The 14,701-nt window shown below is 71.0% G+C and carries 12 protein-coding genes; 8 read left to right on the forward strand and 4 right to left on the reverse strand.

What is annotated here, in order from left to right; all coding sequences use genetic code 11:
* Positions 1 to 209 precede the first annotated feature (209 nt).
* Positions 210 to 2,309, forward strand: a complete 2,100-nt coding sequence (locus VGC13_RS13355) for a M20/M25/M40 family metallo-hydrolase (RefSeq protein WP_331125753.1) — start codon at positions 210 to 212, stop codon at positions 2,307 to 2,309.
* A gap of 140 nt (positions 2,310 to 2,449) precedes the next feature.
* Here the strand turns inward: VGC13_RS13355 and VGC13_RS13360 are convergent, their stop codons facing one another.
* From VGC13_RS13360 to VGC13_RS13370, 3 genes are all read right to left on the reverse strand, one after another.
* The gene (locus VGC13_RS13360; RefSeq protein WP_331125754.1) at positions 2,450 to 3,094 is read right to left on the reverse strand and encodes a zeta toxin family protein; all 645 of its coding nucleotides are present in this window, start codon (positions 3,092 to 3,094) and stop codon (positions 2,450 to 2,452) included.
* Positions 3,091 to 3,852 carry a hypothetical protein gene (locus VGC13_RS13365; RefSeq protein WP_331125755.1) on the reverse strand — a complete coding sequence of 254 codons (762 nt, stop codon included), beginning with the start codon at positions 3,850 to 3,852 and terminating at the stop codon, positions 3,091 to 3,093. The genes VGC13_RS13360 and VGC13_RS13365 overlap by 4 nt, the downstream gene beginning before the upstream one ends.
* Positions 3,853 to 3,954: 102 nt before the next feature.
* Positions 3,955 to 5,649 (reverse strand): M28 family peptidase, encoded by a 1,695-nt coding sequence (locus VGC13_RS13370; protein WP_331125756.1) that lies wholly within the window; start codon positions 5,647 to 5,649, stop codon positions 3,955 to 3,957.
* 231 nt (positions 5,650 to 5,880) lie between these two features.
* Between VGC13_RS13370 and VGC13_RS13375 the strand changes: the two genes are divergently transcribed.
* The 4 genes from VGC13_RS13375 to VGC13_RS13390 all read left to right on the forward strand — a co-directional run bounded on the left by VGC13_RS13375 (position 5,881) and on the right by VGC13_RS13390 (position 9,896).
* On the forward strand, positions 5,881 to 6,105 hold the full coding sequence (locus VGC13_RS13375; RefSeq protein WP_331125757.1) for an AbrB/MazE/SpoVT family DNA-binding domain-containing protein: 225 nt from the start codon (positions 5,881 to 5,883) through the stop codon (positions 6,103 to 6,105).
* A gap of 88 nt (positions 6,106 to 6,193) precedes the next feature.
* Positions 6,194 to 7,531 carry an ATP-binding protein gene (locus VGC13_RS13380; RefSeq protein ID WP_331125758.1) on the forward strand — a complete coding sequence of 446 codons (1,338 nt, stop codon included), beginning with the start codon at positions 6,194 to 6,196 and terminating at the stop codon, positions 7,529 to 7,531.
* A 23-nt stretch (positions 7,532 to 7,554) separates the two neighbouring features.
* Complete coding sequence (locus VGC13_RS13385; RefSeq protein WP_331125759.1) at positions 7,555 to 8,811, forward strand: tetratricopeptide repeat protein; 1,257 nt, start codon at positions 7,555 to 7,557, stop codon at positions 8,809 to 8,811.
* Positions 8,808 to 9,896 carry a hypothetical protein gene (locus tag VGC13_RS13390; RefSeq protein WP_331125760.1) on the forward strand — a complete coding sequence of 363 codons (1,089 nt, stop codon included), beginning with the start codon at positions 8,808 to 8,810 and terminating at the stop codon, positions 9,894 to 9,896. The genes VGC13_RS13385 and VGC13_RS13390 overlap by 4 nt, the downstream gene beginning before the upstream one ends.
* A 134-nt stretch (positions 9,897 to 10,030) precedes the next feature.
* Here VGC13_RS13390 and VGC13_RS13395 read toward each other — a convergent pair whose 3' ends face one another.
* Positions 10,031 to 13,282, reverse strand: coding sequence for a WD40/YVTN/BNR-like repeat-containing protein (locus VGC13_RS13395; RefSeq protein WP_331125761.1), 3,252 nt, complete (start codon positions 13,280 to 13,282; stop codon positions 10,031 to 10,033).
* On the opposite strand from VGC13_RS13395, the gene VGC13_RS13400 reads away from it, so the two are divergent.
* Genes VGC13_RS13400 through VGC13_RS13410 form a run of 3 tightly spaced genes read left to right on the forward strand, consistent with a single transcriptional unit; the run spans position 13,281 to position 14,297 of the window.
* A complete protein-coding gene (locus VGC13_RS13400) occupies positions 13,281 to 13,409 on the forward strand; it encodes a hypothetical protein (protein WP_331125762.1) in 129 nt (42 codons plus the stop codon). The genes VGC13_RS13395 and VGC13_RS13400 overlap by 2 nt on opposite strands.
* A 52-nt stretch (positions 13,410 to 13,461) precedes the next feature.
* Complete coding sequence (locus VGC13_RS13405) at positions 13,462 to 14,019, forward strand: PepSY-associated TM helix domain-containing protein (protein WP_331125763.1); 558 nt, start codon at positions 13,462 to 13,464, stop codon at positions 14,017 to 14,019.
* Entirely contained in the window at positions 14,016 to 14,297 is a 282-nt protein-coding gene (locus tag VGC13_RS13410) for a hypothetical protein (RefSeq protein ID WP_331125764.1), read from the forward strand. The genes VGC13_RS13405 and VGC13_RS13410 overlap by 4 nt, the downstream gene beginning before the upstream one ends.
* The last annotated feature ends 404 nt before the right edge of the window (positions 14,298 to 14,701 follow it).

A 14,701-nucleotide genomic window follows, 5' to 3' on the forward strand; every position in this document is an offset into this window, starting at 1 on the left:
CCCGCCGCCGTCCATCGCGACCGGCACGTTCCCGCCGCCGTGAACACATCTGCGTCGGATCCGGAGCGCTCCACGTCCTTTGGGGATGCGGAGCGTTTGTGTTTGCCCGAATGAATGGGGCCGGCGGCGGTGCCAGTTTGCGCGGCGGGCGCGGCGGCGTAGTTTGCGCCTTCCGCGCAAACCCGAATTCCTCCACCGGGCAGGCCACCGTGCTCCGACGCATCCTCCTCGTTTCGCTGCTGCTGCCGGCCGCGCTCGCCGCGCAGCAGCCCATGCCGGGCTACTCGCCGTCCGCCGCCGAGCGCGAGCGCGCCGCCGAGGCCGCCGCCATCCGGGTGCCCAGCGGCCCGCGCTCCGAGCAGCACTCGCGCGTGCTCTCGGCCGAGACGCACGTGGCCGGCACCCCGGCGCAGCGCCGCACGGCCGACTACGTGATCGAGCAGATGCGCGCGATGGGGCTGCAGACGGAGGTGCGCACCTACCGCGTCTGGCTTCCCCACGCCACCTCGGTCCGCGCCTGGCGCGTTTCGCCCGACCCGGTGGAGCTGAGCCTGCCCGAGCCCGCCATCCCCGGCGACCCGGCGTCGGCGCTGGCGCAGTATCCCACCGTCAACGGCTACTCCGCCGCGGGCGACGTGACCGCGGAGGTGGTCTACGTCAACTACGGCCTCATCGAGGACTACCGGCGGCTGGACTCGCTGGGCGTCAGCGTGCGCGGCAGGATCGCCATCGCGCGCTACGGGCGGTCGTACCGGGGCATCAAGGCGCGCGAGGCCGAGCGGAACGGCGCGGTGGGCCTCATCATCTACAGCGACCCGCGCGACGACGGGTACGTGGTCGAGGACGTGTATCCCGAGGGCCCCATGCGGCCGGAGGGCGCCGTGCAGCGCGGCAGCGTGATGAACGGCAACGGCGACCCCGCCACCCCCGGCTGGGCCAGCCACGCCGGTGCGCGCCACCTCCCCGCCGACCAGATGGTGGTCCCCCGCATCCCCGTGGTCCCCATGTCGTACGGCGACGCGGCGGAGCTGCTGCGCGGCATCCGCGGGACGGACGTGCCGCAGGAGTGGCAGGGCGGCCTTCCGTTCCGCTACCACGTGGGCCCCGGCCCCGTGACCGCGCGGCTGCTGGTGACGACGGACGCCGAGACGGGCGGCGGATGGAAGGAGATCCACAACACCTTCGGCACCCTCACCGGCAGCGAGTTCCCGGACGAGATCGTGATGATCGGCGCGCACCGCGACGCGTGGGGGCCGGGGACGGCGGACAACGTCAGCGGCACCGCCAGCGTGCTCGAGGCCGCCCGCGCGCTGGCCGAGCAGGCGCGCGCCGGGCAGCGCCCCCGCCGCACCGTGGTCTTTGCCACCTGGGACGCCGAGGAGTGGGGGCTCATCGGCAGCACGGAGTACGTGGAGGACGACAGCGCCCGGCTGTGGCGGGGCGGGGTGGCGTACCTGAACCAGGACGTCAGCGCCCTGGGGCCGGTCTTCGGCGGCGGCGGGTCGCCGTCGCTGCGGGCCACGCTGCGCGACGTGGCGCGCGCCGTTCCGCACCCCGGCGGCACGGGGAGCATCTACCAGGAATGGCGGCGCAGCGAGGCCATGGCCGACTCGCTGGAGCCGGAGATGGGCGATCCGGGCGGCGGATCGGACTTCGCCGGGTTCTACAACCACCTGGGCATTCCGCACCTGGACTGGGGCTTTGGCGGCAACTACGGCGTGTACCACTCGCAGTACGACGACTTTGCGTGGATGAGCCGCTTTGGCGACCCGGGCTTCGTGCGGCACGCGGCGGCCGCGTCGCTGGGCGCGGGGCTGCTGCTGCGCCTGGCCAACGCCGACGTGCTGCCGTACGACTACGTGGAGTTCGCGCGCACCATGCGGCGCTACGTGCCGCAGATGGAGGCCGCCGCGGGGGCTCGGGGGTGGACGGTGTCGATGGCGCCGCTGGCCGACGCCATCGGGCGGATGGAGGCCTCGGCCGCGGCGTTCGCGCAGGCGCGGGATGCGCGGCTGGCGGCGGGCGCGCCGGCCGCCGCGGTGCTCGCGCGCACCAACGCGGCGCTGATGGGGGTGGAGCGCGCGCTCACCCGGCCCGAGGGGCTGCGCACGCGCCCCTGGTTCCGCGGCCTGATCTACGCCGCGGACGAGAACAACGGCTACTCCAACGTCGTCTTTCCCTCCGTGGTCGAGGCGATCCGCGCCGAGGACCAGCCGCTGACGGAGCGCGAGGTGGCGGACCTCGCCGCGCGCTTCGCCGCCGCCGCCGCCGCGCTGGACCAGGCGCGCCAGGCCCTCGGCACGCGCTGATCCGGGCGTAACTCGGATTTGATCCTGAGCGCCCGTTTCTGAACCGACGCGGGCTGGACGGGTGAGGGCGCAGAGAGGCAATTCTCTGCGCCCTCACGTTTCCGTTTGTATCGAGCAGAAAGGTTCGTTCGTGATCAGATTCAGTGGGAATACTGACGGAGCGCCTCTACCAGCAGCGGCTTTGCCCAACCGGGGACGGTGTTCAGGTCACACGTTTCCCTGATCGCCCCGTCACACGCGTGCAGGATCAATCGCGGACTCGGGGCGACGCCCGTTGCAGGATCTGCCTCCGCGCTGTTGTCGAAGATCGACAGCTCCGTCAGCTTTGGTAGCAGGCTGATCAAGTTCAGCCTACTTCGATCGTAGCGCTCGCGGATCTTGGCCTCGGGAATGTCATGTCCACCTTTTGCGACGCGAGCTTTAACACGAGCAAGGTGGAGTTCCGGGCTCGCCAAGCCCACGAACCAGATGCGAACTGGGAGTCCAGCATCGTGAGCCCGCTCCAGCAGAGCAGGAATGGTGTTCCCGCCCAGAGTGGTCTCAAACGCGAATCGTAAGCGTGATTCGATTGCCCGTTCGAGCAGGCCCTTTCCCACCAGCCATGCACGGCTGTTCGCTTCGGCTAACCCGAGTTGCGGCTGAGTTTCGAGGATTCTGCGTGTAGTTTCGTCGGGGTTGAAGTAATCGACACCCGCCGCCCGGAACGCTGCACCGGCAACGCTGCTCTTTCCTGCGCCGTTGGTCCCGGCGAGAACGAAGATCGAAGGTGTCTGCCCGTCCGTCACCTGACCTCTGGCCGGGCAGCCGCCACTGCCGCTCGCCCCAGCTCAGCGGGTGAAGACCTGTACGCTTTCAGCATTGCTTCTTCCGTACCGGGTCCCTGCATGCGCTCGAGTAATGCATCAAATTCAGCAGTAAGCATGTCAATGGGCCGACTCTCGACAGAAGTTTCGTCGCGTTGGATCGGCGCCTGCACCGGAAGGCCCATCTCGCGAGGGAGAGCCGAGAGCGCAACGGAAATTTCAGCCTTTGCCGCGCTATTCGGAACGCCGAGCACTGATCCTAACCTTGGAGCAATACGCGAGGGCTCAGGGGCATCATCCCAATCCAAATACACCCTCAGCACCCGTCGATGCGGCTCTGGCAAAGCACAGATCGCAGTATATAGGCGTTCTACTTCCTCTAGAACTTTTAGTTCATTCAGAATCGACCTAGACGATTCTTGAAGGTGTTCGACACGTTTGTGATAGCGCTGTCGCAGGTATCCTCTCGCAGTGTGATGCACAACAAAATTAAACCAAGTAAGTTCACTAGCCCTAGCGCTTCGCCCGTAGCTACCCGGGTTACTAAGCCATCTTGATAACGCGTCAGTCACTGCATCCTCGGCGTCCTCACGATTGCCGAGCATTGCAAACGCCGTCTGGAACCCTTTGCTGAGAAACTCGGGAAGGCGTTCTTCGGCTTGGCGTCGCACAGCTGGATCGGAGGAAACCAGATCAAACGCTAGGTTCTGGCGGCCTCTCCCCTGCGCGTTGGCTTCCATGTCCGCAGGTGCCTCACTTCTGCTCGTCATCGAAAATCCTCAGCTGATGTAGATCTGTACTAATTTGAACAAGATCTTCGTGCGCCACAATGCCTACCCGAATTAGCGCTCACCGGTCCGCTGGCGGCGGGCGGAGAACTCGGAGGTGGGGCTCCAGGTGGGCCACACGTCGCCGTTGGCCACCTCAAGCCCCACGCCGAAGAGCAGGCGCGTGTCGTCCACGATGCCGGCCATGTCCCAGTCGGGCTTCACCTCGTCGCTGGGCTTGTGGTAGTCGTTGGCGATGTACGCGGCGCGCACGCGCTCGCCGTAGCCGGGGTCCGGGTTCACGTAGTCCGTGCCGGGAAACAGGAACGAGAGCGCCGGAACGCCGCCGCGCGCCAGCTCCAGGTGGTCGGCGCGGTAGAAGTAGCCCTTCTCGGGCTCCGGATCGGGGACCACGCGGCGCCCCTGGCGCGCGGCGTGGCGCGCCAGCAGGTCCTCCAGCGAGCTCTGCCCGTGGCCCAGGCTTACGATGGACCGCGTGCGCCCCCACGGGTTCATCGCATCCATGTTGAGGTCGGCCAGCGTCCGCTCCAGGGGGATGACGGGATGCGTGGCGTACCAGCGGGCCCCCAGCAGCCCCGCCTCTTCCGCGGTGAACGAGACGAAGACCAGCGTGCGGCGCGGCGCGGGGCGCAGCGCCCGGTACGCGCCGGCCACGGACAGCATCCACGCAACGCCCGACGCGTCGTCCAGCGCGCCGTTGTAGATGGAGTCGCCGCCGATGGGCCGCCCCACGCCGAAGCTGTCCCAGTGCGAGGTAAAGAGCACCGCCTCGTCGCGCACCGCGGGGTCGGAGCCGTCGATGCGCGCCACCACGTTGTGCGACGTGACGCGGCGGACGGTGTTGTGCACGCGGAAGCCCGCGGCGCCGCCCAGCGCGACGGGGCGGAACTCGCGGGTGCGCGCCGCCCGCTCCAGCGCGGCGAAGTCGCGGCCGCCGGCCGCGAACAGGGCGCGCGCGGCGTCCAGCTGAATCCACCCCTCCACCGGCGCGTGCGGCGGGCCGCCCTCCACCTCGAAGCGCTCGCGGACGTTGCTCTGCACCACGCTCCACGGGTAGCCGGCGGGCCCGGTCTGGTGCACCAGCAGCACGGCCGCCGCCCCGCGCTGCGCGGCGACGTCGAACTTGTACGTCCACCGCCCGTAGTACGTCATCGCCGGGCCGCGGAAGACGGCGGGGTCCAGCCGCGTCGTATCCGCCGGATCGGGGACGGGCGGATCGCCGATCAGCATGACGACGATCTTCCCGCGTACGTCCACGCCCTTGAAGTCGTCCCATCCCAGCTCCGGCGCCACCACGCCGTAGCCCACGAAGACGATCCCGGACGGATCCACCGTCACCAGCGTGTCGGGGCGGTGGGACCACGCCACCATCTCCTCCAGCTGGCGCCAGGGGAGGGCCGTGCCGCCGGCCTGCACGCGCGCCTCCACCCGCGACGTGGTGGCGACCAGGGGAACGCGCTGCAGGTAGCCGCCGTCCGGCATCCCCGGCTGCAGCCCCATCTCGCGGAAGCGCCGGCTCAGGTAGGAGATCGTCGAATCCTCACCCGGCGTGGCGACGGCGCGGCCCAGGAACCGGTCCGACGACAGCTCGCGGATGTCGCGCAGCAGCCCCTCCCCCGTGATCGCCGCCTCCGCCGCCATCGCCGCCTGCGAGGCGTCCGCGCCGGCCGCCGCGGACACGCGGGCACCGGAGCCGATCCCGCCGCATCCTGCGACTGCGAGCAGCACCAGCGATGCTGCGGATGCCAATCTCGATCCCATCATGTGTAAGATCCTCGAGGTGTGGTGCAGTCCGCCCACGGGAGCGAATGAAATGAATTCGCCGCTACAACAGCACAAAGTCCGCCTGCGCGGACTCGGCGGCCCGGGCGTGTGCGGCGTCTGATGCACCTGCGCGTCCGCATCACGCGAACCACAGGCGGTCATCTCCGCCAGAGGGTATCATGCAGCCGGATGAAACCACCACGAGGAGGCTCCGACTTGAGGATCAACAACAGGGGACAGGTGACGATCCCGCGAGAGATTCGCGAGCAACTGGGACTTCTCCCGGGCACGGAGGTCGAGTGGGAAGTGCGGGGAAGCGAGGCCGTGCTACGAAAGGTGAGCAAGCGAGACGATCTTCGCGGACGTGCGCTGATCGAGCACATGCGCGGTCGTGGCACGGTGCGGATGAGCACGGACGAGATCATCGCGCTCACCCGATAGCAGGATGCAGGCACGTTCGTCTTGACCGGATGCGCGGAAGTCGGTTAATTCTCGCTCCCCGCCCGTTCCCGCAACCCGAAAACATCCCATGCCCGAACCTTCCGACCGGCTGCGCGCGCTTCGCGAGGCCGTGCGCATTGCCCCGGACGACGCCGCGCTCCGGCGCCTGCTGGGCGACGCCCTGCTGCAGGCGGGCCAGGCAGAGGAAGCCGAGGCGGAGTTCCGCGCCACGCTGCGCCTGGACCCCGAGGACGCATCCGCCCGGCTGGGGCTGGTGCATGCCTTTCGCGCGCAGCAGAAGCTTTCCGCCGCGCTGGTGGTGCTGGAGGAAGAGGCGCGCGCGGGGCGGGGCGGCCCGACGGTGCAGCTGCTGCTGGCCCGGCTGCTCCTGGAAACCGGCGAGGCGGTGCGCGCGCGGCAGGCGTACGAGGCGGCGGTCGCGGCAGACCCCTCCGCCGCGGACGTGGAGCTGGCGGCGCGGCTGGGCGGCGTGCGCGCGGGACCGGCGGCGGAGCCCGAGCGCGCGCCGGCGCACGGCGGCGGCACCCCGGCGGAGGGCGGCACGGGGAACGTGGAGCGCCCCCGGGCCGGCTTTGCCGACGTGGGCGGGATGGACAAGCTCAAGGAAGAGATCGGGCTGAAGATCATCCACCCCCTCAAGCACCCGGAGCTGTACCGGGCGTACGGCCGGCCCATCGGCGGCGGGATTTTGATGTACGGGCCCCCGGGGTGCGGCAAGACGCACCTGGCGCGCGCCACGGCGGGCGAGGTGGACGCGGCGTTCATCAGCGTGGGGATCCACGAGGTGCTGGACATGTGGATCGGCCAGAGCGAGCGCAACCTGGCCGACCTGTTCAAGCAGGCGCGCGAACAGGCCCCGTGCGTCCTTTTCTTCGACGAGGTGGACGCGCTGGCCAGCCGCCGCAGCGACTTTCGCACGAGCGCGGGGCGCCCCCTCATCAACCAGTTCCTCAGCGAGATGGACGGGATCGACGGGGGGAACGACGGGCTGCTGGTGCTGGCGGCCACCAACGCGCCCTGGCACCTGGACCCCGCCTTTCGCCGGCCGGGACGCTTCGACCGCGTGCTCTTCGTCCCGCCGCCGGACCTGGCGGCGCGGACGGCCATCCTGGAGATCCTGTGCAGGGGCAAGCCGGCGGACCGCATCGAGTTCGAGAAGGTGGCGCGCAAGGCCGACGGGTTCTCGGGCGCGGACCTCAAGGCGGTGGTGGACCTGGCCATCGAGCGCAAGCTGGGCGAGGCCATCCGCACCGGCCGCCCCGTGCCGGTGACCACGGCGGACCTGCTGCAGGCCGCAAAGGAGGTGCGCCCCAGCACCCGCGAGTGGTTCGCCACGGCGCGCAACTACGTGATGTACGCCAACGAGGGCGGGCTGTACGACGACGTGAAGCCCTGGCTGGCGTGATCCCCCCTCCCTCCGTCCACCCGATGAGCGACCCCACCTTTGCGCGCCGGCAGCGCGGCTGGCTGCTGGCGCAGCAGGGCCGTCACGACCTGGCCGAGCGCGAGTACCGCCTGGCGCTGGCCGAAGACCCGCACGACGCCGACACCCACGCCCTGCTGGCGCTGGTGCTGGCCGAGCAGGAGCCCCGCCGCGCCGAGGCGCTGGAGGAGGCGCGCGCCGCCATCGGCCTGGCGCCGGACGACGCGTTTCCGCACTACGCCGAAGCGCGGGTGCACCTGGAGGCGGAGCGGTGGGAGCCGGCGCAGCGCGCGGCCGAGGAGGCCGTCCGCATCGACCCCGACACCCCCGATCACTACGTGGTCCTTTCGGCCGCGCACCTGGGCCGCCGCCGCTGGCGCGAGGCGCTGGAGGCGGCCGACCAGGCGCTGGCCATCGACCCCACCCACACCGGCGGCGCCAACCTGCGCGCCACGGCGCTGGTGCACCTGGGGCGCAAGGACGAGGCGGGGGCCACGCTGCACGGCGCGCTGGCCCGCGACCCCGAGAACACCCACACGCACGCCAACCAGGGGTGGGCGCTGCTGCACCGCGGCGACCGCACGGGCGCACTGGGGCACTTTCGCGAGGCGCTGCGGCTGGACCCGGAGAGCGAGTGGGCGCGCGAGGGGCTGGCCGAGGCCATGAAGGCGCGCAACCCGCTGTACGCGGGGATGCTGCGGTACTTTCTGTGGATGAACCGCCTTCCCGCGCGCACCCGGTGGATGGTGATCCTGGGCGGCTGGCTCGGCTACCGCATCGTGCGGGGGGCGGCGGACGCCAACCCCGCCCTGGCGCCCTGGCTGGTGCCGCTGATGGTGGCGTACGCCGCGTTCGTGCTGCTGTCGTGGACGGCGCCGCAGGTCTTCAACGCGGTGCTGCTGGCCAGCGCAGACGGGCGCTACGTGCTTTCGCCCGAGCAGCGCCGCTCGGGGGGATGGATGGCGGCGGGCGTGGCCGCGGCGATCGTCCTGGTGGTCGCCGCGCTGGTGACGGACGCGGGGTGGGTGGCGATGGGCGCGCTGATGTTCGCGGCGATGCTCATCCCCCTGGCGGCCACCTTTCGCGGCCCGCGCGGCCGGCCCACGCGGGTGATGTCGATGGTGACGGTGGGGCTGTACGCGATGGCGGCGCTGTCGCTGGTGCTGGTGGCGCAGGACCTCGCGCTGGGTGGCATACTCTTCAGCGTCGTGCTGCTGGGCGTGGTCGCCACCTCGTGGGGAGTCAACCTGCGGGGCGGGTGATCTCGCCGGAGCGGGGTCCGTCGCTGGAGGCGGGGCGCCAGCTGATCCTGGTGCACCGGCCCGAGCTGGCCGAGCGCGAGCTGCGCCACTGGCTGTCGCTGCACCCCGACGACCCCGAGGGGCACGCGTTGCTGTCGTGGGCGCTGGCGCAGCAGAAGCGGGGCGGCGAAGCGGTGGCGGCGGGGCGCGAGGCGGTGCGGCTGGCGCCGGACTGGGCGTACCCGCACGCGGTGCTGGGCAACGTGCACCTGGAGCTGGGGCAGCCCCGCGCGGCGGAGCGGCAGATCAAGGAGGCGCTGCGGCTGGACCCGCACCAGTCCAGCTACTACGCGGTCCTCTCTGCCGCGCTGCTGAACCAGCCGCTGCGCTTCAAGACGCGGGCGGCGCTGCGGGCGGCCGAAGACGGGCTGGCGGCCGACGCAGGCGACCCGGACTGCGCCCGGCTGCGCGCGCAGGCGCTGGGCCGCCTGTTCCGCCGCCGCGAGGCGCGCGAGGCGGCTGCCTATGCGCTGCGGGTGGGGCCCGACGTGTCGGCGACGCACGCGGCGGTGGGGTGGATCGAGCTGGCGTGGGGCGACCGCGCGCGCAGCCGCGAGCTGCTGCGCGAGGCGCTGCGGATGGACCCCATGAACGCCGACGCCCAGCGGGGGCTGCGGGTGGCCAGCCAGGGATCGCGCTTTGGCGCGGCGCTGGTGGTTCAGGTGGAGGCGTGGACCTGGCCGCTGTGCCTGGTGGCCCTCGTCTTTGCCGCGGAACTGGCGGCGGTGCTGACGCGGTCGGCACCGGACGACGCGCTGTTCGTCATCCTCTACTCGCTCTTCATCCTGTCGGCGCTGGAGGCCACCATGCTGTGGGTGCGCGTTCGCCGCGCCCCGCTGCTGGCGGAGCTGCGACGCCCGGGCGCGCTGAGCCGCGGCGAGCGGCGGGACGCGCGCTGGACCCTGCTGCTCGCCCTGGCCGTCCTGCTGCTGATTCCGCTGTTGATGCTCCTGGCTCCGCCCCGCCGCGAGCCGCGGCCGCGCATCCCGCCGCTTCCCCGCGAGGCGCCGAAAATGCCCGCTCCTTCACGGACCACGGGTGAGTAACACCAGATCCTGAAAAAGAATGATCGTACAGAGGAACAGAGTCAGACAGAGAACCAAGCGGCTACTTAGGCTTCCTCTGTCTGACTCTGTTCCTCTGTACGATTAGCCGTTTTCGAGGTCAGTAGCGCGCACGGTCACCAGCGCTTCGCCTCTTCCTCCCCCTCCTCCTCTTCGCTATCCGAGCTGCCGCCACCGTTCTCCTCCACCCGCAGCGGCGTGCGGGTGACAGGGGGCAGGCGCCTGGAACGGAGAAGGCGGTTGAGGGCGTCCAGGTCCTGCGTCCAGAGGCCGTTCAGCGCGGCGAGTTCGCGGTCCAGCTGGCCGCTGAGCTCCTGGAACACCTGGTACGACTGCTCCGTGGGCGCGCTCTCGGCGTCTTCCACGTGGCCCATCAGCGCCGCCAGCTTGTTGTTCAGGCGGATGGGGTAGTTCAGCGGGTCCTGGTTGCTCTGGTTGCGCACCTGGTACAGCCGCTCCTCGATGGTCGCGATCCGCGCCAGCAGCGAGTCCGCCGCCGCCCGCACCTCCGCGTCCTGCGTGCGCTCGCGCCGGTCCTGCACCTGCTGGCGAACGCCGCGAATCAGCAGCACCGCGTCGTTGGCCTCGCTGGCGCGGTTGCGGATCTGCATGGCGAAGTCGAAGCGGCGCTGCAGGTCCGCCTGCGTCACCCCCCGCACCCGCGGGTCCATCCGCACCGCGAAGCTCTGCCGCACCACCCGCCCGTCGGCCGTCAGCCGCACGGTGTAGGTGCCGGGGACCACCCGCGGGCCGGCGGCGGTGTCGGCGGCCCACAGGATCATCCCCGGGAACGAGGTGGGCCCGGGGTAGCGCAGGTTCCAGCCGAAGCGGTTCATCCCCGCCTGGTTGGGCGCGTACCGCTGCGCCCGCCGTCCGCCGCCCTCGTCGTCCTCGCCGCCGCCCGCGCCCTCCGCGCGCCGGGGGGTGCGGACGGAATCGGGCCGCGTGTCGTTGGCGAAGCTGCGGATCACGTTGCCCTGCGCGTCCAGGAACTCCACCGTGAGCCGCCGCGCGGCGGCGGGGAGGCTGTAGTAGATGGTGGCGCCGGGGTCCACTCCGCGCGTGACGTCCGCCGGCTGGTACAGGCGCGGCGCCGCCTGCGAAGCACGGGCGCGGGCGGGGGCGTCCGGCTGCGCGGGAACGTCGCGCATCTGCCGCAGCAGGTGCGCGCCCGCGTCCAGCGCGTAGAACGAGCGCCCGTGCGTGCTGATCACCACGTCCGCGTCGCGCACGGCGATGTCGGACACCTGCACCACAGGCAGGTTCAGCCGCAGCGACTCCCAGCTGGCGCCGTCATCCCAGGATACCCAGATCCCCCGCTCCGTGGCGGCGTAGAGCATCCGGGGACGGACCGGATCCTCGCGCACCGAGCGCAGAAAGTCGCCTTCCGGCAGGTTGCCGGCGATGCGGGTCCACGTGCGCCCGTAGTCGTCGGTGCGGAACAGGTAGGGGCGAAAGTCGCCCAGCAGGTAGCGGTTCCCCGCCAGGTACGCCGTCCCGGCCCGGTGCGGCGACGCCTCCACCGTGTGGATCTTGGTCTGCTCCGGCAGCTCGCGCGGCGTGACGTCCGCCCAGCTCCCGCCGCCGTCGCGGGTAACGTGTGCCCTGCCATCGTCCGAGCCCGTCCAGATCAGCCCGCGCTCGCGGGGGCTGGGGGCGATGGTGAAGACCGTGGCGTACGTCTCGACCCCCGTCTGGTCGCGGGTGATGGGCCCGCCGGACGGCCCCAGCGTGGCGGGATCGGCGCGGGTAAGGTCGGGCGAGATGCGCTGCCAGCTCTGCCCTTCGTTGGTCGTCTTCCACACGTGCTGCGTGCCGGTGTACAGCGTCGCCGGATCCATGGGATCGAAGACGATGGGGAAGGTCCACTGCACCCGCTCGCGCAGGTCGGAGGCGGACTGGCCCATGGGGTTCTCGGGCCAGACGTTCACCGGCCGCTGCTGCCCGGTGGAGTAGTCGAAGCGGTCCAGCGAGCCGCCGTAGCAGCCGGCGTAGTACAGGTCGGTGTTCAGCGGATGCGGGGCCACGTAGCCGGACTCGCATCCCCCCGCCGCGAAGAAGTTGCGCCCGCCGGCGTTCAGGTGCTCCCACCCGCGGATGGGGACGCAGACGGTGCTGTTGTCCTGCTGCCCGCCGCAGGCCATCGCCGGCTGGTGGGCGGTCAGGGCCACGCGGTAGATCTGCGCGGTGGGATAGTCCTGGTCCGTCCAGCTCTTGCCGCCGTTGACGCTCACGTTGCCGCCGCCGTCGTTTCCCTGCACCATCCGCTGGTTGTCGTCCGCCGCGATCCACAGGTCGTGGTTGTCGCCGTGCGGCGTGCGGATGGTGGTGGGAAAGGTCTTTCCGCCGTCGTCGCTGCGAAAGAAGCCCACGTTCATCACGTAGACGCGGTCCTTTTCCCTGGGATCCGCCAGCAGGCGCGTGTAGTAGAAGGCGCGCTGCCGCAGCTTGCGCTCGGTGTTCACCCGCTCCCAGGTGTCGCCGCGGTCGTCGCTGCGGAAGACGCCGCCGCTGTCGTGCTCCACGATGGCATAGACACGCGTCGGATCAGCAGGGCTCACGGACACGCCGATCTTGCCCACCAGCCCCTCCCGCGGCATCCCCGGCCGTCGCGTGAGCTCGGTCCACGTGGCGCCGCCGTCGTTGCTGCGGAAGAGTCCGCTTCCCGGCCCGCCGCTGGACATTCCCCACTGGTTGCGCCACGCCTCCCACAGCGCCGCGTAGACGATGTCGGGGTTCTGGGGGTCGATGGAGATGTCCACGCCGCCCGTGCGCTCGTCGCGCTTCAGCACCTGCGTCCACGTCTGCCCGCCGTCCGTCGTGCGGTAGATGCCGCGCTCGGCCGAGGGCCCGCTGTACTCGCCGAACACCGCCGCGTACGCCACGTCGCAGTTCGTGGGATGCACGCGGATGCGGCCGACGTTGCGCCCGGCCCGCAGGCCGACGTGCGTCCACGTCTTTCCCGCGTCGGTGGACTTGTAGGCGCCGTCGCCGGGAAGGATGTTGCCGCGCAGCTGCGTTTCGCCGGTGCCCAGGTACAGCACGTCGGGGTTGCTCTGGCACACCTCCACGGCGCCGACGCTGGCGCTGCCCAGCTGGCCGTCCGTCACCGGCTGCCAGGTGGTGCCGCCGTCCGTGGTCTTCCACAGCCCGCCCCCCGTGGCGCCGAAGTAGTACTCCAGCGGCCGGGCCGTGCTGCCGCTGACGGCGATGGACCGCCCGCCGCGGTTGGGGCCCAGGTTGCGCCAGGCGAGCCCGCGGTACCGCACGGTGTCGGCTTCGGGCGGCGTGTTGCGCTCCACCTGCGCCGCCAGCGGTGGCGCGGCGAGCAGGGCGAACGCGACGAGTGCACTGCGGAGTGGATGCATGGGTCCGGATGGGGTGTGGAGGACGTACGGCGGCACGTCCGGCGCGGGAATGCGCCGGGCGCGCGGGCGGCGCAGCACGTTTCTCGCCAGCCGGGGCGGCCTTGCCGCGGGCGGGCGGGTGGTGTAGCGTCGCACCTGTATTCTGTATACGGCCGTTCCCCCCCCAGCCTGCACGCCGGATGCCGCGCTCCGCAAGCACCCGCCCCGCTCCACCCGCCGACCGAAAGCCGAGAGCCGGCACCCGCGGCTGGGCGCGGTGGATGTTCTACGCGCACCTGTGGCTGGGCGTGGTCACCACCGGCATCGTGCTGATCATCTGCATCACCGGCGTGCTGCTGAACCACAAGCGCCCGCTGGGGCTGATGCCCGACGTGCCCAACGAATCTCCCGGCGCCCTGTCGCGGTCGCTGCCGGTCGCCGAGCTGGCGGCGCGGGCGGAGCGCGCGGTGCGGCCGGAGGTGGCGGCGACGGGGATCGACCGCATGGACCTGCGTCCCGGCGACGGACTGGTAAAGGTGCGCTTCGACGACCGCGAGGTGCACGAGGTGACGGTGGACCTGGCCAGCGGGCGCATCCTGCACGTGGGCCTGCGCAACGACGTGTTCCTGGAGAAGCTGCACTCCGGCGAGATCTTTGGCGACGGCTGGACGCTGCTGAGCGACGTCGCCGCCATCGCGCTCGCCATCCTGCTGGTCAGCGGCCTGTGGCTGTGGCTCTACCCCCGGGCCCGCGCATGACGGAGTCGCGGATGGCGCTGGTGGCGGGGCTGTTCATCGTCCCCGCGCTGCTGCTGTGGCTGGGCCACCGCCTGCGCCGCCGGACCGGCGCGTGGCGCGGCGCGTTCTGGGGCGCCACGATCGGCTACGGGGTGGGGATGACGGGGATGCTCGTCGCCATTCACGCTCCGCCCGTGCTGTGGGCCGGCGGCTGGCGGGCGGCGGCGGTGCACTGGGGGATGCTCGCCGCCGCCGCGCTGGGTGCGGGGATCGGCGCGCTGGCCAGGCGCGGCGCCTGATCGGCCGGTGGACAGCAGGCGGTGAGCTCGATTCGCTCTCCAACCCTTCCGCAACGTCCTCATCGACGTTTCCGCCAGAATCGGAAAGCGGAGCCGGGAAATCCCGGCTCCGCTTGATTGTATCCGTATCGTAGTCGCACGACCCTATCCCCGGTACCCACCCCAACGTCATCAGCCTGCGAGAAGACTTGGGATGTACGTACCGGGTCGAACGGCCTTTAGAGCGTGTTTAAGAATCCGACGCTGCGCATTCAGGCAGATCCACCAGCGCTGTCATTCCGAGGCCCGGCCACGCCGTAGCCTGCTTTCACACCAGAGGTTGCAGGGCCGAGGAATCTACTGTCGGATTGCTGGAGGTCAGACGCGGCAGCCCGTACTTACCTTGCGGCTACGACACGGGCGGA

The organism is Longimicrobium sp. (genome assembly GCF_036399255.1).
GTDB lineage: Bacteria > Gemmatimonadota > Gemmatimonadetes > Longimicrobiales > Longimicrobiaceae > Longimicrobium.